23 protein-coding genes are annotated in these 18,592 nt (G+C 61.6%); 7 read left to right on the top strand and 16 right to left on the bottom strand.

Translation table 11 applies throughout. The features are described 5' to 3' along the window. The first annotated feature begins 87 nt into the window (after positions 1-87). From NKI70_RS23385 to NKI70_RS23375, 3 genes are all read left to right on the top strand, one after another. A complete protein-coding gene (locus NKI70_RS23385; RefSeq protein ID WP_352452114.1) occupies positions 88-1,038 on the top strand; it encodes an ABC transporter substrate-binding protein in 951 nt (316 codons plus the stop codon). 71 nt (positions 1,039-1,109) lie between these two features. After that, positions 1,110-1,886 (top strand): ABC transporter permease, encoded by a 777-nt coding sequence (locus NKI70_RS23380; protein WP_023676527.1) that lies wholly within the window; start codon positions 1,110-1,112, stop codon positions 1,884-1,886. Further along, a complete protein-coding gene (locus NKI70_RS23375; RefSeq protein WP_352452112.1) occupies positions 1,883-2,665 on the top strand; it encodes an ABC transporter ATP-binding protein in 783 nt (260 codons plus the stop codon). The genes NKI70_RS23380 and NKI70_RS23375 overlap by 4 nt, the downstream gene beginning before the upstream one ends. A gap of 26 nt (positions 2,666-2,691) precedes the next feature. Here the strand turns inward: NKI70_RS23375 and NKI70_RS23370 are convergent, their stop codons facing one another. The 5 genes from NKI70_RS23370 to NKI70_RS23350 all read right to left on the bottom strand — a co-directional run bounded on the left by NKI70_RS23370 (position 2,692) and on the right by NKI70_RS23350 (position 5,487). Next, complete coding sequence (locus NKI70_RS23370) at positions 2,692-3,183, bottom strand: GNAT family N-acetyltransferase (RefSeq protein ID WP_352635640.1); 492 nt, start codon at positions 3,181-3,183, stop codon at positions 2,692-2,694. Further along, positions 3,180-3,509, bottom strand: coding sequence for a type II toxin-antitoxin system TacA family antitoxin (locus NKI70_RS23365; protein WP_352700445.1), 330 nt, complete (start codon positions 3,507-3,509; stop codon positions 3,180-3,182). The genes NKI70_RS23370 and NKI70_RS23365 overlap by 4 nt, the downstream gene beginning before the upstream one ends. A 33-nt stretch (positions 3,510-3,542) precedes the next feature. After that, positions 3,543-4,481, bottom strand: a complete 939-nt coding sequence (locus tag NKI70_RS23360; protein WP_348625928.1) for a GlxA family transcriptional regulator — start codon at positions 4,479-4,481, stop codon at positions 3,543-3,545. 350 nt (positions 4,482-4,831) lie between these two features. Then, a complete protein-coding gene (locus tag NKI70_RS23355) occupies positions 4,832-4,966 on the bottom strand; it encodes a hypothetical protein (protein WP_013894968.1) in 135 nt (44 codons plus the stop codon). A gap of 335 nt (positions 4,967-5,301) precedes the next feature. Continuing rightward, the gene (locus tag NKI70_RS23350; protein ID WP_352452109.1) at positions 5,302-5,487 is read right to left on the bottom strand and encodes a hypothetical protein; all 186 of its coding nucleotides are present in this window, start codon (positions 5,485-5,487) and stop codon (positions 5,302-5,304) included. 229 nt (positions 5,488-5,716) lie between these two features. Here NKI70_RS23350 and NKI70_RS23345 point away from each other — a divergent pair, with 229 nt between their 5' ends. Continuing rightward, the gene (locus NKI70_RS23345) at positions 5,717-6,616 is read left to right on the top strand and encodes a LysR substrate-binding domain-containing protein (protein ID WP_023676521.1); all 900 of its coding nucleotides are present in this window, start codon (positions 5,717-5,719) and stop codon (positions 6,614-6,616) included. Between the two features lie 6 nt (positions 6,617-6,622). Here NKI70_RS23345 and NKI70_RS23340 read toward each other — a convergent pair whose 3' ends face one another. From NKI70_RS23340 to NKI70_RS23295, 10 genes are all read right to left on the bottom strand, one after another. Then, on the bottom strand, positions 6,623-7,606 hold the full coding sequence (locus NKI70_RS23340) for an alpha/beta hydrolase (RefSeq protein ID WP_352700444.1): 984 nt from the start codon (positions 7,604-7,606) through the stop codon (positions 6,623-6,625). Between the two features lie 286 nt (positions 7,607-7,892). Continuing rightward, a complete protein-coding gene (locus NKI70_RS23335; protein WP_352700443.1) occupies positions 7,893-8,057 on the bottom strand; it encodes a hypothetical protein in 165 nt (54 codons plus the stop codon). A gap of 186 nt (positions 8,058-8,243) precedes the next feature. Beyond that, positions 8,244-10,313 carry an ASKHA domain-containing protein gene (locus NKI70_RS23330; RefSeq protein WP_352724937.1) on the bottom strand — a complete coding sequence of 690 codons (2,070 nt, stop codon included), beginning with the start codon at positions 10,311-10,313 and terminating at the stop codon, positions 8,244-8,246. Between the two features lie 113 nt (positions 10,314-10,426). Beyond that, a complete protein-coding gene (locus NKI70_RS23325) occupies positions 10,427-11,401 on the bottom strand; it encodes a methyltetrahydrofolate cobalamin methyltransferase (RefSeq protein WP_023676516.1) in 975 nt (324 codons plus the stop codon). Between the two features lie 80 nt (positions 11,402-11,481). Further along, on the bottom strand, positions 11,482-12,573 hold the full coding sequence (locus tag NKI70_RS23320) for a methylenetetrahydrofolate reductase (protein WP_023676515.1): 1,092 nt from the start codon (positions 12,571-12,573) through the stop codon (positions 11,482-11,484). Further along, on the bottom strand, positions 12,570-13,193 hold the full coding sequence (locus NKI70_RS23315) for a methylenetetrahydrofolate reductase C-terminal domain-containing protein (protein ID WP_352454616.1): 624 nt from the start codon (positions 13,191-13,193) through the stop codon (positions 12,570-12,572). Before NKI70_RS23315 ends, NKI70_RS23320 begins: the two co-directional genes overlap by 4 nt. Next, on the bottom strand, positions 13,186-13,488 hold the full coding sequence (locus NKI70_RS23310) for a virulence factor (RefSeq protein ID WP_352452105.1): 303 nt from the start codon (positions 13,486-13,488) through the stop codon (positions 13,186-13,188). Before NKI70_RS23310 ends, NKI70_RS23315 begins: the two co-directional genes overlap by 8 nt. Positions 13,489-13,723: 235 nt before the next feature. Beyond that, the gene (locus NKI70_RS23305; RefSeq protein WP_352587653.1) at positions 13,724-14,635 is read right to left on the bottom strand and encodes a fatty acid desaturase; all 912 of its coding nucleotides are present in this window, start codon (positions 14,633-14,635) and stop codon (positions 13,724-13,726) included. 43 nt (positions 14,636-14,678) lie between these two features. Continuing rightward, positions 14,679-15,461 carry a formyl transferase gene (locus NKI70_RS23300; protein WP_352587656.1) on the bottom strand — a complete coding sequence of 261 codons (783 nt, stop codon included), beginning with the start codon at positions 15,459-15,461 and terminating at the stop codon, positions 14,679-14,681. An 80-nt stretch (positions 15,462-15,541) separates the two neighbouring features. After that, a complete protein-coding gene (locus NKI70_RS23295) occupies positions 15,542-16,117 on the bottom strand; it encodes a DUF4893 domain-containing protein (protein ID WP_023676510.1) in 576 nt (191 codons plus the stop codon). 122 nt (positions 16,118-16,239) lie between these two features. On the opposite strand from NKI70_RS23295, the gene NKI70_RS23290 reads away from it, so the two are divergent. Next, entirely contained in the window at positions 16,240-17,151 is a 912-nt protein-coding gene (locus NKI70_RS23290; protein WP_031211725.1) for an NAD-dependent epimerase/dehydratase family protein, read from the top strand. Positions 17,152-17,195: 44 nt separating this feature from the next. Beyond that, positions 17,196-17,726: a hypothetical protein gene (locus NKI70_RS23285; RefSeq protein WP_156937334.1), complete on the top strand. Its 531-nt coding sequence runs from the start codon at positions 17,196-17,198 to the stop codon at positions 17,724-17,726. A gap of 15 nt (positions 17,727-17,741) precedes the next feature. Here NKI70_RS23285 and NKI70_RS23280 read toward each other — a convergent pair whose 3' ends face one another. Next, positions 17,742-18,383 (bottom strand): DUF1638 domain-containing protein, encoded by a 642-nt coding sequence (locus tag NKI70_RS23280; protein WP_023676508.1) that lies wholly within the window; start codon positions 18,381-18,383, stop codon positions 17,742-17,744. A 64-nt stretch (positions 18,384-18,447) separates the two neighbouring features. On the opposite strand from NKI70_RS23280, the gene NKI70_RS23275 reads away from it, so the two are divergent. Next, positions 18,448-18,588 (top strand): entericidin A/B family lipoprotein, encoded by a 141-nt coding sequence (locus NKI70_RS23275; protein WP_023676507.1) that lies wholly within the window; start codon positions 18,448-18,450, stop codon positions 18,586-18,588. Positions 18,589-18,592: the final 4 nt, after the last annotated feature.

Raw genomic sequence — 18,592 nt, 5'->3', positions numbered from 1 at the left:
TACCGCAGTGCAGCATCTGCTTCATTGACAAGCCTGCGGGCGTCTGTGACACAATTCCCCATCCGAACACATAAAAGGGGAACCGACATGAACAGGATCGGAATTCTTGCCGCAAGCTTGACGCTTGCCGTCGGATTGTCCGCGCCGGCGATGGCCGCCACATCGGTCAGCATCGGCATCAGTGGATGGACCGGCTTTGCGCCGCTGACGCTCGCCAAGCAGGCCGGCATCTTCGAAAAGCACGGCCTCGACGTCACCTTGAAGAAGGTGCCGCAAGCCAGCCGGCCGCTCGCCATCGCCAGCGGCGACCTGCAATGCGCCGCCACCACGGTCGAGACCTGGCTGGTCTGGAACGCCAATGGCGTGACGACCAAGCAGATATTCCAGCTCGACAAATCCTACGGCGCCGACGGCATCGTCGCCCGCAACGACATCAAGACCGTCGCCGATCTCAAAGGTAAGTCGGTCGCGTCTTCGGCGCCGGGCACCTCGCCCTATTTCATGCTGGCCTGGGTGCTCAACAAGAACGGCATGTCGACCAAGGACGTGACGGTCGTCAACCTGGAGCCGGATGCGGCGGCGCAGGCGTTTCTCGCCGGCCAGAACGATGCGGCGGTCACCTATGAGCCGTTCATCTCGGCGGTGCGCGAAAAGTCCGACCAGGGCCATATCCTTGTGACCACTCTCGACTATCCGATGGTGCTCGATACGGTCGGCTGCACGCCGGAGTTCCTCAAGGCCAATCCGGATGCGGGCAAGGCGCTTGCCGACAGCTATTTCGAGGCACTCGACCTGATCAAGAGCGATCCGGCGAAATCCTATGAGACGATGGGTGCCGACGTGAAGCAGTCGGCCAAGGAATTCGAAGAATCGGCCAAATACCTGAAATGGGCCGACAAGGCTGAAAACAAGCAGTTCTTCACCAAGGAATTCCAGGACTTTTCCAAGACCGCCGGCGAGCTTCTGCTGCAGATGGGTTTGATCAAGGAAGCGCCTGACGTCTCGACATTGGCCGACACCAGCGCCGTCGCCGACTAACCGGCAGGATTGTCGCCCGGCGGCGGCGCGTGCGCCGCCGCTTTTTCATTCAGATCAGAGGACGGTCGAAGATGCCGCGCCCCTTGCATCCGGTCTCGCCGGGCATTCGAACCGTGCTCGGCATTTCGTTCTTCGTGCTGTTCGTGGCGTTCTGGGCGTGGATCACGCTTGGCGGCCACGTCAATCGCATTTTCCTTGCCGATCCGCTGTCGATGGTGAGAGACGGTTGGCGGCTGCTGGTCGAGGACCGCTTCTGGCTCGACATCCTTATCACCATCTGGCGCGTCTTCGGCGGGTTCCTGATGGCGGCCATCGTTGCCGTGCCGCTCGGCATCGTGATGGGTGCCTGGAAGCCCGTGGAGGCGTTCCTGGAGCCGTTCGTCTCCTTCGCCCGCTATCTGCCGGCATCGGCCTTCATCCCGCTGCTCATCCTGTGGGCGGGCGTTGGCGAGCTCGAAAAACTGCTGGTGATCTTCGTCGGCTCGGTGTTCCAGATCATCCTGATCATCGCGGTCAAGGTCGGCGGCACACGGCGCGACCTGGTCGAGGCGGCCTACACGCTTGGCTCGTCCGACAACGGCATCGTGCGGCGCGTGATCATGCCGGCCAATGCGCCGGAGATTGCCGAGACCCTGCGGCTGGTGCTCGGCTGGGCCTGGACCTATGTCATCGTCGCCGAGCTGATCGGCTCGTCGTCGGGCATCGGCTACATGATCATCAACAGCCAGTCGCGGCTGGCGACAGGGCAGATCATCTTCGGCATCATCGTCATCGGCCTGATCGGGCTGTTGTCCGATTTCGCATTCAAGGCGCTCAACCGTTGGCTGTTTCCATGGAGCCTGGCGTGAGCAAGCTGCTCATCGAAGGCGTCTCGCGCACCTTCGCCGGTGTCGGCGGTGGGCAGCCGGTCAAGGCGCTGATGCCGATCGATCTGGCGGTTGCCGCCAACGACTTCATCACCATCCTGGGGCCATCCGGCTGTGGAAAGTCGACGCTGCTCAGGATCGTCGCCGGCCTCGAAGCGCCGAGTGGGGGACGTGTTCTGCTCGACGGCAGGGTGGTGGACCGGCCCGGTCCAGACCGCGGCATGGTTTTCCAGTCCTATACGCTGTTTCCGTGGCTGACGGTTGCCGAGAACATCGCCTTCGGCCTGCGCGAACGTGGAATGGCCGAGCACGAGCGCAGCGAAATCGTCGCTTCTTACGTCGATCTCGTCGGGCTGAGAGGTTTTGAAAACCATTGGCCGAAGCAGCTTTCCGGCGGCATGCAGCAGCGCACCGCGATTGCCCGGGCACTGGCCAACGATCCGGAGATTCTGTTGCTCGACGAGCCGTTCGGCGCACTCGACAACCAGACCCGCGGGCTGATGCAGGAACTGCTTCTCGGCATCTGGGAGCGGCGGCAAAAAACGGTGCTGTTCGTCACCCACGACATCGAGGAGGCGATCTTCATGGCGTCGCGCGTGGTCGTGATGACGGCACGGCCGGGCCGCATCAAATCGGACGTTGCCGTCGACCTGCCGCATCCGCGCCACTACACGCTGAAGACCAGCCCGGAGTTTTCGGCACTGAAGGCGCGGCTGACGGAAGATATCCGCGTCGAGGCGATGCGCACGGCGCAGATATAGTCGGGTCAGCAAGGCGCCTGAACGGCTCAGAGACTTCGTAAGTCCTTGATAAGCACGTAAAGATGCAGCGGGTCCGTCGGCGATTGCGCGAATCCGTAGCGCTCGTAAAACGTGCGGGCGCCGTCGTTCTTGGCGTGGACGACGACCGCGCGGATACCTGCAATATCCGCCGCCTGCAAACTGCGCAGGACGGCATCGCGCAACAGTCCGCCGCCGACGCCTTTGCCTTGCCAGTCCAGACTGACCGCAAGACGCGCCAGCAGCATTACAGGCACCGGATGGCGTGCGAGACCTTTCGTCAATCGCTCGGGCGCACCCTCATATTTAACTTCACCAACGACCAGGGTATAAAAGCCGATCACATCTTCGCCAGAGAGACCAATGTAGGTCTGCGAAGCATTGGCTTGCTGGTTTTGGAATGCATAGCGTACGAGAAAGCGATTGAGCGGTTCTTCACCGCAGTCGAACATGTCCACCAAATGCGTGCGGGCCAGTTTCTCGATCTGGAATTCGCTCACGCTGGATCGCGACCGGAAAAGATGCTTGGTTCGTTCAATAGGTGCTTGAGGCGGGGGAGATCACGCGTTGGCGCGTCGAGCGCTGCCATGAACGCGACCCATTTTTCGGCGTCGAGATGGAAGCTGCGCCGGTCGGCTAATGTTTCTTCGGCTCGCGCAAGCGCGCTTTCAAGCACGAAATCGCTGAGCGAACGGCGTTCAGTCGCGGCGGCGGTTGCGAGTGTACGCTTTGCCTGGGGGGTAAGGCGCAAGTCCAGTTTTTCCGATCTGGTGGTTCTGGTCATTGGTACCTCTCGATTGAAGGATACCACGCCAGACAATGTCATGACAATGCGGCCGCGCCCGCGAAACGTGCTGGATCAAGCCGCTAGAAGCTGCTTGCGGTCGACGCGTTCCTGTTGCGGCGAGCGGGCGTACAACTCGCGATAGCATTTGGAGAAATGCGAGGCGGAAACAAAGCCGCAGGCGACCGCCACTTCGACCACCGGCAACGACGACTGGATCAGCAGGTGCCGGGCGCGGTCGAGGCGGATCTCCAGATAGTAACGGGCAGGGGAGCGCCCCATCTCGGTGCGGAACAGGCGCTCAATCTGCCGGCGCGACAGGTCGACATGGTCAGCGACCTCGATCAGCGAGAGCGGCTCGGAGAGATTGGCTTCCATCAGCTCGATAATGGTCAGAACCTTGGAATTCTGCACGCCAAGGCGGGCGCGCAGCGGCAGGCGCTGGCGGTCGGTCGGGCTGCGCACGCGATCAGTCAGCACCTGCTCGCAGACGCGGTTGACGAGGCTTTCGTCGAAATCGTCGCCGATCAGCTTCAGCATCATGTCGAGCGCGGCGGTGCCGCCGGCGCAGGTGTAGATGTTCTGGTCGATCTCGAAGAGGTCGGCGAAGACATTGGCCTTGGGGAACGCCTCGGAAAAGCCCGGCAGGTTCTCCCAATGGATGGCGCAGCGCTTGTTGGACAGCAGGCCTGCGGCGGCCAGGATATGCGCGCCGGTGCACAGGCCGCCGACGGCAACGCCGCGATTGTACTCCTCGCGCAACCAGGCAAAGGCCGATTTGTTCTGGTAGCGCTCGACATTGATGCCGCTGCAGACGATGGCCATGTTCGGCCGGTCCGGTCCGGACATTTTCTTGCGCTCTTCCTCCAGCGAGGTGTTGACGGCGCATTCGACGCCGTTCGAGGCGCGCACCGGCTTGCCGTCGATGCTGGCGAGCCGCCAGCGATAGGCTTCATAGCCGAGCATGCGGTTGGCCGAACGCAACGGATCGAGCGCCGTCGCGAAGGCGATCATGGTGAAATCGGGGACCAGGAAGAATACGAACGATCGCCGAATCGGGTGCTTTACGACGTTCACGGGTAGATCCTCACGCTGCAATGGCGCGAACAGGATGTCGCGATTAGCATAGCGACATCAGGAAAGACGTTTCCTGTCAATTGGCTAGATGGCAACGGAGCGACTTTATTTGCGACACGGGTCGCAAATGGGCAATCGCTATGCGGCGAAGGACGCGACATGCCGCCGGATCGAGCAAACGAGCCTACGCAGTCTGCGCACACGAAAACGCCGCGTCGGCAAAACCGAAGCGGCGCTGGATCGATTTCGAAGCAGCGCTAGGCTGCTTCCGCCGGGATTGCCGCGTCTCAGGCGACGAAGCCGAGGCGCGCGGCAGCCATGGCACCGGTCTGGCCAGGCATGGTGTTGGCCAGGCGCTGGCGCTCGAGCGCAGTCGTCAGGTTCATTTCGCGACGGGCAAAGAGGCGGGCAAAAAGCTTCATGATCATCTCCATTCGGTTGCTCAGACGGGTCGCCTTCGCTTGATGGAGTGGGGCAGCTCGTTTGTTGATGATGATATAGGCTTACGTGAGGGGAAACTAAATCGCAAAAGCGAAGCACTTGATATGAAAAGCGACACGGAATGCGACAAATTTGGGCATTCTGCCCAGGATTTTCGATTATTTACAATGTGTTGATTGCCAGTGCGGGCTGCTATGCGACTTGCTTATATGCGGCATGCGACGGCGACATGGCTCGGGAAAATCATTGGAGTACAAACAAAAAGGCCTGCCGGGCTGATCTGCGCGGCAGGCCTTCAGCTGTTGATACACACGGTTTACTTTGCTCCAGCCCAGGATCCCACACCATGGCGAGTGCCGGCCTTGGCATCGGCAGCTTCGGGCCAGCCGATATCCTTCTGCAGTTCAATCGGCAGCGCGCGGATGGCGCGTTCCGTCTGGTAGCGGGCACGGGCCTCGCTGAACTCGGTCGCGATCCGACCGATGGATGACAGGATAGACATCTCAGTCTCCTTCGCGTTGGGCCGGGTTGTCCCGGCGCTTGCAGCGTCAGGCGGTACACCGGGTTTGTTTCAGCCTCATTTCGTGTCGATTGCAGGTCCGTGTCATGGTTGTTTCGGGACCACTTCGATGCGTCCTGCCTTCGATGGAGTTGACTATCCTCCCAAACTGATGTTCAATCAAACGAAATGGAATGATGGTTTGCATCAGAAAAATTGAAGGTCGCTTGCCATGAACGCCCCACTCAATCATCCGCTGCCGCTGCTCGATCTCGATGTTCTGCGCACTTTCGTCGCAATCGCCGAGACCGGCAGCTTCACCACTGCGGCCAATGCGGTCTTCCGCACGCCGTCGGCCGTGTCGATGCAGATCAAGAAGCTGGAGGACATTCTCGGCCGCTCGGTGTTCGCGCGCGACGCCCGTTCGGTGACGCTGACCACCGATGGCGAGATGCTGCTCGGCTATGCGCGCCGGCTGCTGTCGATCAATCGCGAGGTGGTGTCGAAGTTCATCATTCCAGACATTGTCGGGGTGGTGCGGCTCGGCTCGCCGGACGATTACGGCGAACGTGTGCTGCCGCATGTGCTGAAGCGGTTCGCACAGTCGCATCCATCGATCGCGGTCGACGTCACCATCGACCAGAGCGTCAATCTGCGCCGGCGCATGGACGACCGGGCGCTCGACATCACGCTGCTCACCAACTCCTACAAGACCAGCGCGATTGGCGCCGAAGTGCTGCTCACCGAGCCGATCGTCTGGGCCGGTGCCAAGGGCGGTTGCGCGCATCTGCGTGAGCCGCTGCCGGTCTCATTGTGGGAAGAGGGGTGTGCCTGGCGGGCAGGGGCATTGGAGGCGCTTGGCCGCGAGGGCCGCAACTACCGTATCGCCTATATGAGCGCACACACGGCCGGCCAGCGCGCCGCGATCATGGCGGATCTTGCAGTCGCGCCGCTGCCGAAATCGTTCCTCGGCAGCGACATGGTCGAGCTGTGCCCGAAGGACGGCATGCCTGACATCGGCACCTACAATCTGGCCATGGTGGTGACGCCGGACGCCAGCGCGCCGGTGAAGGCAGTCGCCGATCATATCCGCGCGACGTTTGAGATGTTCAGGGAAACTGGGAAGTTCTGACCCAAACTACGACCTGAGCGGCGCAACCAGATCGCGAGGGGTTCCGTCGCGGTCTGTCCTCTGCAGCGACAACTCTCCTGCCTTGGCATGGTAACTGTCAGTTTCGTTGGTCAAGAAGGCCACTATACTGTCCCGCGCGCGTCGCGCCTCCGGCATGTCGATCAACGGCCAGACATGGAACATGCCTTGCTCGTGGACGATCTCAATTTCGACGCCGGCCGCGCGCGCCTTTTCCGCGAAGATCAGATTGTCGGGGGTGAGCAGATCGCGTGAACCGGTCAGCAGCAGCGTTTTGGGCAGCACCGACAGGTCGCCGTAAACCGGGCTGATGCGCCAGTCGGTGGGATCTATGCCGGCGCTGTAAAGTCGGATCGCCTCGCGGCCGCCGGCAATGCCCAGCCACGGATCGTTGCGTTCGGCCTCATACATTTCTGGGTTGGCGAGCGACACGTCGAGACCGGGCGAAATCAGCACGTGGCGTGATGGCAAGGGCAGGCCATTTTGCGCAGCCATCATCGTCAGCACGACGGCCATGTTTCCGCCGGCGGAATCGCCCATGAAGATGATATCAGTCGCCCTGGTTTCGCCGAACATCTGGCGGTAGACGGCGCCGACCATGCCGAACATGGCGTGAAAGTCGTGTTCGGGAGCAATGGGATAGATCGGCACGGTGATACCGAACCCGAGGCGGTCGGCCATGTCGGCGATCAGCCGCCAATGATAGGGTGTGATTTCAAAGACATAAGCGCCGCCGTGCAGGTAGAGAATCCGCCTCCGCTCACCAGCCTGGGGAGCGATCTCGTAGACGGGAAAGCCGTTGATCGTGCGGGTTGTGATCTCCAGGCGTGACCGCAGCGACGCAGGCGGCTGATGGTTTTCCGTCTTGCGCGCATAGGCGATCCAGCGCTGCAGGTTCTCGGGGCTGGAAAACGCCTTCTTGCGGCTGTACCTGAGGACGAACGACACGACGTGGCTTTTGAGACTGGGCATGCAGATACACGGACTTCGGCTGAGCCGACTAAGAGAACCCCCGACTATTTCGAAGATTGTGTCGCCACCAAAAAAGTCAAGATTGATGCAATCTCAACACGGTCGTTTGATCCCAGCTGTCGACAAAGCGTCCGGCCATGAAGTCTCTGGCCTACCGGCGCAGCTCAACGCCGCGGCAGCAACGCGGCGCGCAGCCAATTGCTGGGTGCAGCCGGAGCCGCATTGCGGCTCCGGCGAATACCGAGCAGCTTGCATTTGTCGATGAATTTCATCCGCGCTGCATGCCTCATCCGACCGAAAGCTGCCTTTCGCTCGAACGCGGCGACACCGGCCAGCCAATGTCCTTTTGGATCTCAGGCGGCAAGCTGTTGAGGATGCGCAGCGACTTGCGCGCTTCGCGTGTTTTCTTGAAGGCCGCACCATAGCGGCCGAGGCTTTCGAACATCGACATCTTGATCTCCTTGAAGCGTTGCGGTGGCCGAAAACTGTTTCCGCCTGCCGTTCGATGCCGGTTAAATGCTCCGCCTATGTATCTGGCGGATTTCACGAAAACGCGTTTTCGTTTCCAGATCGGCGCGATCTGGAAACATTTGCATACAAATGAAAATGGAAGGTCTGACCGCCTAGCGGAGGCGAGTCATCCCCGCCCGCGCCGCGCGGCGTGGCCTTCGCGCGAACGCCGCCGCGGGGCAGCGTCGCCGGCAATGCCGTCTTCGCTCACCGTCTTGCGCGGCGGCAGTTTCACCGCCGCCGACAGCTTGGGAAACGGGTCGATCTTGTTCGGGAGCGCCATGGCATAAACGAAATGTTCCTGGAATTTCGGCTCTAGCGCCGTCTCGATCTTCTCGATCTTGCTAACGGTTTCCTCGATCTCGCGGCGATAGCCACGGTTCAACAGCGCCATGCGGGCGCCGGCGCCGGCCGCATTGCCAACGGCCGAGACCTTGTCGAGGTCGCAATCCGGAATCAGGCCCAGCACCATTGCGTATTTCGGGTCGATGAACGAGCCGAATGCGCCGGCGAAGTGGATGCGGTCGACATGATCGGTGTGCTGCTTTTCCATCAAAAGCTTGGCGCCGGCATAAAGGGCGGCCTTGGCAAGCTGGATAGCGCGCACATCAGTCTGGGTGATGGTGATCTTGGGCTCGCCTTCCTTCAGCACATAGGAGAAGGTGCGGCCATTGGCGACGACGCGAGGCGAGTGGCCGCTCAGCGATCCATCGACGACGCCGTCCTCGGAGATGATGCCGGCGAGATACATCTCGGCGACCACCTCGATGATGCCGGAGCCGCAAATACCGGTGACGCCGGTCGCCTGCACGCTGTCGAGGAAGCCCGGCTCGTCGGACCAGAGTTCCGAGCCGATGACGCGGTATTTCGGTTCCAGCGTTTCAGGATCGATGCGGACGCGCTCGATGGCACCCGGTGCGGCGCGCTGGCCACCGGAGATTTCCGCACCTTCGAAGGCCGGGCCAGTTGGCGATGAGGCCGCCACGACCCGGTGGCGATTGCCGAGCACGATCTCGGCATTGGTGCCGACATCGACGATCAGCATCATCTCGTCCTGGCGGTGCGGCCCTTCCGACAGCGTCACTGCGGCAGCGTCCGCGCCGACATGGCCGGCAATGCAAGGAAGCATATAGAGCCTGGCGCCCTGGTTGAGCTTCAAACCGATATCCGATGCCTTGATGTGCACGGCGCCGGAGACGGCTAGCGCGAAGGGGGCGCCGCCGAGCTCGGTCGGATCGATGCCGAGGAACAGATGGTGCATGATCGGATTGCCGACGAACACGGAATCCAGGATGTCGTTGCGTTGGACGTTGCCTTCGGTGCAGACTTTGTCCACAAGCCCCGAAATGGCCTCGCGCACGGCGACCGTCATACCTTCACGGCCGTCCGGGTTCATCATCACGTACGAGACACGGCTCATCAGATCCTCGCCGAAGCGGATCTGCGGATTGGATGTGCCCGACGAGGCGGCGACGCGGCCCGACAGCAACGACACCAGATGCATGGCGATCGTGGTCGAGCCGATATCGCAGGCAAGTCCGTACGCCTCGTTCTTGAGGCCGGGCCACAAAGCGATGACCCGTGCGGTCTCGCTGTCGGTGTCCTTGTGGATGGCGGCGGTCGCGGTCCAGTTGCCTTTGCGCAAAATACCTTGCACCTGCGGCAACAGATGGAAGTCGAAATCGAGGCTCTTGAGGCCCCAGTCCTTCATCAGCGCGATCTTCAGACGGTCGAGGTCGCCGAGCGGCTTGTGCATGTCGGGTTCTTCGATCTCGACATAGCACATGCGGATTGCCGCATCGCGGGCGATGACCCTGGTGTCGGCGTCCTTGCGGATGGTCTGCGCGTTGATGACGGTGTCCTGCGGCACGTCGACGACGAGATCGCCGAGAATCTGCGCCGAGCAGGACAGCCGGCGGCGCTCGGGCAGGCCGCGTACGCGCTCGTAGCGCTCTTCCTTGGCGCCCTTGGGCGAGAGGTGATCGTTGGAGGAAACGATCTTGTGCTTGGCGAAATTGCCTTCCTGCACCTCGATCTGGCAACGCCCGCAAGTGGCACGCCCGCCGCACACGCTCTCGACATAGACACCGAGCTGGCGCGCGGCATCCAGAACCGGCGTGCCGACCGGAAACCGCCCGCGCTTGCCCGACGGCATGAACAGCACGAGCGGATCGGTGATGTTGACGGGAGAGTTCATACGTTCCAGACTTTACTTTCTACGCAGCTCGGGTCTTGGCCACGGCAGCGATGCCGCTATGTCTCGGTTCCTCCCCAGTCCTAGGCCCCATATCGTGTCGGCCAAGACCTGGCTCAACCCCGCGCCATACGCGCTTCGCGGCCGCCGCGCCTGCGTCCGCCATTGCCATTGCCATCGCCCGGCGCGTTGACCTGCGTCCGGGCGGCAACGGCCTGGCCGCCTTCAGCAGGCTTGTAGTCCTTGTAGGTCCTGATCCAGTTGGTGCAGTTCTCGTCGGTGCCGTTCAGCACGTTGGCGCCGCGCACCGCTTCCATTTCCTGCGGCCGCACCGGGTTCATGATCGCCGAGGTCATGCCGGCGCCGATCACCATCGGGATGAAGGCGGCGTTGATGCCATGACGGTGCGGCAGGCCGAACGAGATGTTGGAGAGGCCGCAGGTGGTGTTGACCTTGAGCTCCTCGCGCAGCCGGCGTAGCAGGGCAAATACCTGGCGGCCGGCATCGCCCAGCGCGCCGATCGGCATGACCAGCGGGTCGACGACCACATCATGCGCCGGAATGCCGAAGTCGGCACAGCGCTGAACGATCTTCTTGGCGACGGCGAAGCGCACATCGGGGTCCATCGAAATACCGGTCTCGTCGTTGGAAATGGCGACGACGGGAACGTTGTATTTCTTGATCAACGGCAGGATGGCTTCGAGCTTTTCCTCCTCGCCGGTGACGGAATTGACCAGCGGCCGGCCCTTGGCGACCTTCAGCGCCGCTTCGATTGCCGCAGTCACGGAGGAGTCGATCGACAACGGCAGGTCGACCAGGCCTTGCACGATCTCCAGCGTCTGCACCAGCAGCGCCGGCTCGGTGGCGTTGGGATCGACTGCAGTGACGCCGGCATTGACGTCGAGCATGGTCGCCCCACAGGCGGCCTGCTCCAGCGCATCCTTGATGACGGTCTCAAAATTGCCGGCGATCATTTCGGCGGCCAGTTTCTTACGGCCGGTCGGGTTGATGCGCTCGCCGATCACGCAGAAGGGCTGATCGAAGCCGATGATGATTTCTCGTGTCGCCGAGGCGACGATGGTCCGGGTCATGAAATCTCTCCATCGTGATATAAAGAGTTCTTTATATCGTTATCTGTTTCTGATCAAGCGAATGCTGACGATTCGCGCTGTCAATGCGCGGTCTTGACCATGTCGACCTGGGTTTCAGTGAGGTCGTCATGCAGTATGTGGTCGAGCCGGTCGGCAACGAGCTGGTCGTCGCGGCGGATTTCGCGTTTCCACGGCCGGCGACCCTTCAGCACGCCGGATTCGTCGACGATCTCGGCGACGTATTCTTCCTGGCGGTAGGCCATCACATGGACGCCGGATACACCGGGAATTTCCTTCACCTCATTGATGATGTCGATGCAGAGCTGCTTGCCTTCCTTCTTCTGATCCTGGGCGCCTTCCAGGCGCTTGACGATCTGATCGGGAATGTGAATGCCCGGTACGTTGGAGCGGATCCATTTGGCCGTCTTGGCCGAGGCCAGCGGCCCGACGCCGCACAGGATGAAACATTTCTCGGTATAGCCGAGATCGCGGACCTTCTGCATGTAGGTGCGGAACATCGGTACGTCGAAGCAGTACTGGCTCTGCACGAACTGTGCCCCGGCGGCGATCTTCTTGCCCAGCCGATAGGGCCGGAAATCGATCGGCGGCGCGAACGGGTTGATGGCCGCGCCAAGGAAAAGCTGCGGCGGCGTCGTGAGTTTTCGGCCGGACAGGAATTTGCCGTTATCGCGCATAACGCGGCAGGTTTCGAGCAGCGACATGCAGTCGAGATCGAACACCGGCTTGGCGCCGGGCTGGTCGCCGGCCTGCACGCCGTCGCCGGTCAGGCACAGCATGTTGGCGACGCCCATCGCAGCACCCCCAAGCACGTCGCCCTGGATGGCGATGCGGTTCCGGTCGCGGCAGGCGATCTGCATGATCGGGGCATAGCCCATGCGGGTCAGCAGCGCGCAGATGCCGACCGACGACATGTGGCAGTTGGCGCCGGAAGCGTCGACGGCATTGATGGCGTCGACCCAACCGTCGAAAATCCTGGCGCGGTTGTAGACGTCTTCCGGATCGGCGCTGTCAGGCGGATTGAGCTCGGTCGTCACTGCGAACTCGCCGCGCCTGAGGACGCGTTCCAGCCGGCCACGCGAGGTGTGGCCGGGCAGGGGATCGAGCGGCAAATGGATGCCGGCCGGATTCTCGTCTGGCTGACGGCCGATCATGCCGACGCTCCGGTCTTCGTAGTATTCCGGGCCGCATTGCGGGCGGCCGCGGCCTGCGCGGTGACCCGCAGCCACGCGGAGGTTTCGCGCAAGGACTGATCCACCGGCTTCTGCACTTCCAAAATCTTGTCGCCATGCACCATGTTCCGCGAACCTTCCCAAGCTTTGACCCAGACGCAAGGCATGTCAGGCTCGACCTCGCAATTGCCGTTGGCGCGGACACCGCCGCAAGGGCCGTTGCGCAATTGCTTGGGGCAGTTCATTGGGCACGACATGCCGGTCGAGGAAAGGATGCACTGGCCGCACATGCGGCAGTCGAACATGAAACCCTTGACGCGCTTTTCGACGAATTTCACAGGCCCTTCGACACGGCTGTAGCCGATGCCCTTCCACAGCGGATGGAGGAGCAGGAACATGTCGGCGAATTTGCCATAGAACCATTCGAGCAGCCGCGAATGCCGCACAGACCAAAGGCGCACCGCGAAAGAGCGCTGCACACGCCGCTGTGGCGACACGTCGGCCGGCTTGTAGTCGGATTTCGGCGCCGCCTTCTTGACGATGGTCGCCTGGGTCACGCCGGCTTGAGCCGTCGTCGCCGGCATTGATTGGGGATCAGACATTTTCTTTGCCCCCCGCCTTGACCAGAGCGACCAGCCGCTCACGGTCGTATTTCGCATCAAGTTCCTGAAGAGCCTTCTCGGCCTCGGCTTCAAGATCGTCACTGACCGGGAGGGGTTCTGCCTTGCGCCATTCGGCAAGATAGTCGTCGGTGCCGCCAGCGCCGGTGCGCATGGCGCACATGTCGATCGCCTCGGTGAAGCGCAGCGGCAGTTCGCGCTTGGCGTTCTGCCGGCCCTTCTTGACGATGACCTGGGCGGGGATGTCGCGCCAGTAGACGACGATCAGATCGGCCATAATTTCCTGCTCCTGCAGAGCGCCGTGCGTCCAATCGGACGCACAAACGATGCTCTACCATTTAACTCCGCTGCATCGTGCTCTCCGAAGATCGATTCCGATCTTTTGGCCAATGCAGTGGTTTCGAGCATTGCCGGAAGCGCTGTTGGGCTGCTTGTTATGGGACGACGCGGGGGCCTTCAAAAGCGACGCAATCGACGGCCGCGGTTGAAAGCGGAGTTTCTTCCAGCACTGGTCAGCCGGCGCGGCCATCGTAGCTGCCGACCAGCTTCCTGTGGAAGCGCACGTAACCTCGTTCGGTCGTGCGTAAATGCTCCGCGACGATGTCATGGAAGCGCGGCAGGCGGTGGAAGGGAACGGCCGGATAGGAATGGTGCTCGGAATGGTACGGCATGTTCCAAGCCACGAAGCGCACCAGCCTTGTGGTGAAGGTGGTGCGGGTGTTCTCGAGCATGTTGGCGACATGCGGGCACAACGCGTGCTCGGCCAGCAGGTAGGCACGCAAAAACGGCTGTCCGACCAGCACCGGCAAGATCCAGACCCACAACAGCAGCGCCGACTGCGCGGCGAGCGATGCGGCCAGCAATGCCGCATGGCCGATCAGGAACAGCCGTGCTTCGGCAACCACCTTGCCGCGGCCCTTTTCCGGCACAAAGCCGTCGCGGTTGCGGCCCGCCGCATTGGTTGCGATCACACGGCCCATGGCGATCCAATAGGGGCCGCCTGACAGATAGCGCAGATATTGGCTGATGGTCTCCGGCTTCGGGGCCATCAGTTCGGGGTCGTTGTCCGGGTCGTGCGTATGGCGGTGATGGGCGAAATGGAAATAGCGGAACCATTCCGGCGGCAGCAGGATCAGGAAGCCGGCCACGGCGGCAACAGCGCGATTGAGCCACGCCGTCCTGAACGCCGTTTCATGGATGGTCTCGTGCAACAGCGTGAAGAAGAAGACGATCAGGATTCCCTGCGGCAAGACGAGCAGCGGCCAGAACGGGATGCGGGCGGCGATCAGCGCGCCTAGCAGGATAACCAGCCCGGCATGGACCGCCAGCCGGACAATGCCTGGCCGGTCAACCCTGGCGGTGAGGTCGCGACGGTCCTCGACCGAAAGGCCGGCAATGATGGTGCGGTGGTCGATGTCGCTCATGATGCAATGTTAGTGGCGGGTGGCTGTCCGGTAAATCGGCGCGTCACCAGACGCCGTTCCTTATCCCCGTCCAGAGATAAAACCATACCGTCGGATGATACCATTGTTTCGAAGGCAGGCCGGGATCCACCGTGCCGACCTTGCCGGCCAGCGCATCCCTGACCGCTTCGACGCAGATGTCGCGCGAGAAGGCCGCCTGCCGCAACGCGTAGCTTGAAATTGTGTCGCCCGGCTGCGGTTTGCCACGCGTCTGCCGCAGCACGCCGCCAGTGTCGACGCCGGCGTCGACCAGATGTACGGTGGTGCCGAAGTTCTCCGCATCGCCTGAAGCCAGCGCCCAGTAGCCGCCGTTCATGCCGCGATATTTCGGGGCGATGCCGGCGTGGTAGTTGAGGACCGGGCAAGGGATTTTCGCCAGCGTCTGCCGCGACAGCAAGCGGCAGCCGGCGAGCAGCACCACACCCGGCTGGATTTCCGCGATCGCCTGCAGGCACTCCGGCGCGTTGGCCGACGAGACATAAATGATCTTTTGCCCAGGCTTCGGTTCGGTTTGCAGCTTCTGCCCGGCGGCAAGCCGTGCTGCGTGGCCGGCGAAGAAGCGCTTGCCGAGGCGCGTCAGCACCATCGTGCCGAGTTGACCGATGGCCGAGGTCCAGCCTTGCCGCCGCGCCCGCGCGAGAAGCAATTGCTTTTTGGATTCAGGAGCTTCGAGGATGACGCTGACCGGGCCGAGTTGATCGGCGACGGCGTTGACGATCGCCCAGATATGCGGGCCGCCTTCGGTGACGACGACGATCGGCCGTTGGTTTGTTTTCGACAGTGCCATGCTCTGCGACCCCCCCGCAAAGAACCTGTTCTTTGCGCGCGAATGCTAGGCTGACCGGGTTAACCCCTGGTGATCGGGGCTCAGCGCTTGAATTCGAGGATATCGAGCTTCGATTCGTAATAGGGCGCCGGGAACTCGATGCGCCATTCACTGGCGCTGTTGCGGAAGGCATAGCCGACCTGATCGCTTTCCGGGCCGCTGCCGTAGGGCTTTGCCGGATCGTCGTTGACGTGGAAGGAACCGAGATAGATCGCGCGTTTCTCGCCATCGTCGAAGAAGCGGCCCTTGGTGCGCTGCGAGCCGGTGATCTTTTCCAGTCTCCAGCCGGAGCCGTCGTCACTCACCTTGCATTTGAACCAGCCATAGATGACGAGCGGGCTCAATCCGCCGGCCTTGATGGTGCGGCATTGCCATTTGCCGGTCAGGTCCCTGTCAGAGAAGGGAACCAGCGGCTTTGCCAGCAAAGCGTCGAGCTGCTTGACCTCGGCGGGATCGCCGGCCTTCGCCTCGTCAAGCGCTGCCTTGCGCGTCTCGCCATATTTGTTGAGCCGCGCCTTGTCGGCAGCCGTTATCAGCTTCTGCACCTCGCCATCGGCCAACGCGGGCATGGTCAAGCAGAGGACAGTTGCTGCGGCAAACATGAGGCGAGCGATCATCGGTGGCGTTTCCCTTTTGTTGGCTGGAGCAGGCTGTTTTCTTGTCTGGCGCATACCTTAATGTTTCGCCGCGTTCTGTCATCCGTGCCTGAGCATCGACAGCAGAAACGAGGTGCAAAAGAATGCGGATCTTGCTGACGGGATCGTCCGGTTGGCTGGGCAGCGCCTTGGCGCCGCGCCTGCGGGCTCTTGGTCATGACGTCACCGGCCTCGATCCCGTCCCATCCTCGGAAACGCGAATCGTCGGCTCAGTCGCCGATCGCGACCTGGTCATGAGGGCGGTCGAGGAGAACCGCATCGAGGCCATCATCCATAGCGGCGCGCTGCACAAGCCTGACATCGAACGTCATCGCAACGAGGATTTCGTCGAGACGAATGTGCGCGGCACGCTCAACCTGCTCGATGCGGCAGCAGCTTTTGGCGTTCAGCGCTTCGTGTTTACGTCGACGACATCGCTGATGATTTCCGAGTCCATACGCACCGGCTTCACCGGCGGGGCGCGCAAGGCGGCATGGCTGACGGAAGACATGTCGCCTGAACCGCGCAACATCTATGGCGTCACCAAGCTTTCAGCCGAACAGCTCTGCCGGCTCTATCATTTGCAGTTCGGCCTGCCGGTGATCGTGTTGCGCACCGCCCGGTTTTTTCCCGAGGCGGACGACATGGCGCACGTGATCGAACAGTCGGATGCCAACACCAAGGCCAATGAGCTGTTGTTCCGCCGGCTGACGGTGGAGGACGCAGCCGACGCCCACATCGCTGCCCTGGAGAAAGCGCCGCAATTGGGCTTCGACACTTTCATCATCTCGGCACCGACGCCTTTCCAGCCCGAAGATTGCGCGGCCTTGATCGCCGACGCGCCGTCGGTCGTCGCGCGCTATTTTCCGGATTATCCGGCACTCTACACGAAGAAAGGCTGGACGATGTTTTCGTCGATCGACCGGGTCTACGATGCGTCGCGGGCGAGGAAGCGGCTGGGTTTCGTCTGCAAGACGAGCTTTGCCGATGTGCTTGCCGCCCTGGCGATCGAATAGAAGCGCGGCTATCATCGCAAAACGTTTGCGCGGGGAGGTGCATGTTGGGGGTGACGATCCATTTTGAGGGACAGCTGCGCGAAGACGAGCACTACGCTGTGCTATTGCGGGAAGTGGAGGCGTTTGCTGTCACTCGAGGCTGGCCGTTTCGGAAAATAGACGAAGCCGAAATGGTTCTCCATCGGGTCGTTGATGAACGCAGCGTGGACTATCTCGGCCCGGTTATAGGAATAGAGCTTCTGCCGCATCCCAAGTCGGAGCCCCTTCGGTTCGAGTTCGACAGGCACCTCTTCATGCAGCAATTTTGTAAGACCCAGTTTGCCGGGTCGGACGCGCATATCGAAATCATCGAGCTGCTCCGCAAAGTTGCTCCTCTTTTCGACAAGCTCGATGTCTTTGATGAAGGCGAGTACTGGGAACTGGGCGACTCCTCAATTCTGCAAGTCAACCTCGACACCGTCGAAGCCCTGATTGCAGAGGCGTTGCGCAAGGATCCAACTGCAAGGGGACCGATCCGGTTAGAAAACGGCCGCGTTGTCGATTTCGTGTCGGATCCGCAACCGGCGAGCAAATAATCCGAAGCGGGGCGTCTAACGGACGTCCTCCGGATGTGAGGCCACCCGCTTAAGTTCGCCCGTCAGGTCACCATAGCCGGTCGAGCGCCGCTCATAAGCGAGGCCGAGCATTTTCGCCGCCTTTTCGGCGACCTTGTCGAGTTCCGGGTCGTCGGTCTGGGCGATATAGATCAGCTTCTCGTAATTGCCGAAATAGTCCTTGATCAGCTCCGGGTGCTTGTCCAGACCGAGCGGCTTCATGAAGAAGGCATCGAATTGCCGGCAGAGGAAATCGGTCATGTAGAACGACATCATGTCGTCATCGGCGACCTTCGCATAGGCATCCATGCCCTGGTAGAAGGCAAAGCAATGCGGCCCGGCCATACGCTCGACGCCGTGCTTCTCGCAGATCCGGTCGAGCAGGCCACCCGTGCCGCAATCGGCATAGCCGACGAATATGTGTCTGTAGCCGTCGGTCTTGGCCTTCTCGATAGCCTTGTCCATGGCCGGCGCGATGCGGTCCGGATAGAAATGGAACTCCGCCGGCAAGCAGGTCAGGTCGAGATGGTCGAGCCCGAGCTGCTCCTTGACCGCCAAAACTTCGCGCGCAATCATCCCGCAGGCGATGACGAGCAGCCTGTCGCCTTGATCGGATTGTTGTTTTCGCGCGGTAGTCATGGAACCAGTCTAATCCATCTTCGTTGCTGTCCAGCGAATTTATATCCTGAGGGAGACACCATTCATGAAATTGTTCCGCGTCGCGCCAATCGCTATTCTCGCCTGCGCCTTGGCTGTTTCGGCCTGCGCCAACACGGTGCGCGGCGTCGGTAAGGATATCAAATCCACTGCGAAGGCTGTTGACGATACCGTCAAGAAACCCTGATCCG

The organism is Mesorhizobium sp. M0500, assembly GCF_040321165.1.
In the GTDB taxonomy this organism is placed as follows: Bacteria; Pseudomonadota; Alphaproteobacteria; order Rhizobiales; family Rhizobiaceae; genus Mesorhizobium.
Note: the sequence above shows the minus strand (reverse complement) of the source record. Positions and strands in the feature narration are given on the sequence as shown.

What these genes read in the sequence shown, in the direction of transcription:
- NKI70_RS23280 (WP_023676508.1), bottom strand. Translation starts at nt 18,383, where the DNA reads ATGACTACCGCGCGAAAACAACAATCCGATCAAGGCGACAGGCTGCTC.
- NKI70_RS23330 (WP_352724937.1), bottom strand. Translation starts at nt 10,313, where the DNA reads ATGAACTCTCCCGTCAACATCACCGATCCGCTCGTGCTGTTCATGCCG.
- NKI70_RS23385 (WP_352452114.1), top strand. Translation starts at nt 88, where the DNA reads ATGAACAGGATCGGAATTCTTGCCGCAAGCTTGACGCTTGCCGTCGGA.
- NKI70_RS23290 (WP_031211725.1), top strand. Translation starts at nt 16,240, where the DNA reads ATGCGGATCTTGCTGACGGGATCGTCCGGTTGGCTGGGCAGCGCCTTG.
- NKI70_RS23360 (WP_348625928.1), bottom strand. Translation starts at nt 4,481, where the DNA reads ATGATCGCCTTCGCGACGGCGCTCGATCCGTTGCGTTCGGCCAACCGC.
- NKI70_RS23315 (WP_352454616.1), bottom strand. Translation starts at nt 13,193, where the DNA reads ATGTCTGATCCCCAATCAATGCCGGCGACGACGGCTCAAGCCGGCGTG.
- NKI70_RS23355 (WP_013894968.1), bottom strand. Translation starts at nt 4,966, where the DNA reads ATGAAGCTTTTTGCCCGCCTCTTTGCCCGTCGCGAAATGAACCTGACG.
- NKI70_RS23365 (WP_352700445.1), bottom strand. Translation starts at nt 3,509, where the DNA reads ATGACATTGTCTGGCGTGGTATCCTTCAATCGAGAGGTACCAATGACC.
- NKI70_RS23295 (WP_023676510.1), bottom strand. Translation starts at nt 16,117, where the DNA reads ATGATCGCTCGCCTCATGTTTGCCGCAGCAACTGTCCTCTGCTTGACC.
- NKI70_RS23305 (WP_352587653.1), bottom strand. Translation starts at nt 14,635, where the DNA reads ATGAGCGACATCGACCACCGCACCATCATTGCCGGCCTTTCGGTCGAG.
- NKI70_RS23345 (WP_023676521.1), top strand. Translation starts at nt 5,717, where the DNA reads ATGAACGCCCCACTCAATCATCCGCTGCCGCTGCTCGATCTCGATGTT.
- NKI70_RS23335 (WP_352700443.1), bottom strand. Translation starts at nt 8,057, where the DNA reads ATGTCGATGTTCGAAAGCCTCGGCCGCTATGGTGCGGCCTTCAAGAAA.
- NKI70_RS23340 (WP_352700444.1), bottom strand. Translation starts at nt 7,606, where the DNA reads ATGCCCAGTCTCAAAAGCCACGTCGTGTCGTTCGTCCTCAGGTACAGC.
- NKI70_RS23275 (WP_023676507.1), top strand. Translation starts at nt 18,448, where the DNA reads ATGAAATTGTTCCGCGTCGCGCCAATCGCTATTCTCGCCTGCGCCTTG.
- NKI70_RS23320 (WP_023676515.1), bottom strand. Translation starts at nt 12,573, where the DNA reads ATGATCGGCCGTCAGCCAGACGAGAATCCGGCCGGCATCCATTTGCCG.
- NKI70_RS23325 (WP_023676516.1), bottom strand. Translation starts at nt 11,401, where the DNA reads ATGACCCGGACCATCGTCGCCTCGGCGACACGAGAAATCATCATCGGC.
- NKI70_RS23350 (WP_352452109.1), bottom strand. Translation starts at nt 5,487, where the DNA reads ATGTCTATCCTGTCATCCATCGGTCGGATCGCGACCGAGTTCAGCGAG.
- NKI70_RS23380 (WP_023676527.1), top strand. Translation starts at nt 1,110, where the DNA reads ATGCCGCGCCCCTTGCATCCGGTCTCGCCGGGCATTCGAACCGTGCTC.
- NKI70_RS23310 (WP_352452105.1), bottom strand. Translation starts at nt 13,488, where the DNA reads ATGGCCGATCTGATCGTCGTCTACTGGCGCGACATCCCCGCCCAGGTC.
- NKI70_RS23300 (WP_352587656.1), bottom strand. Translation starts at nt 15,461, where the DNA reads ATGGCACTGTCGAAAACAAACCAACGGCCGATCGTCGTCGTCACCGAA.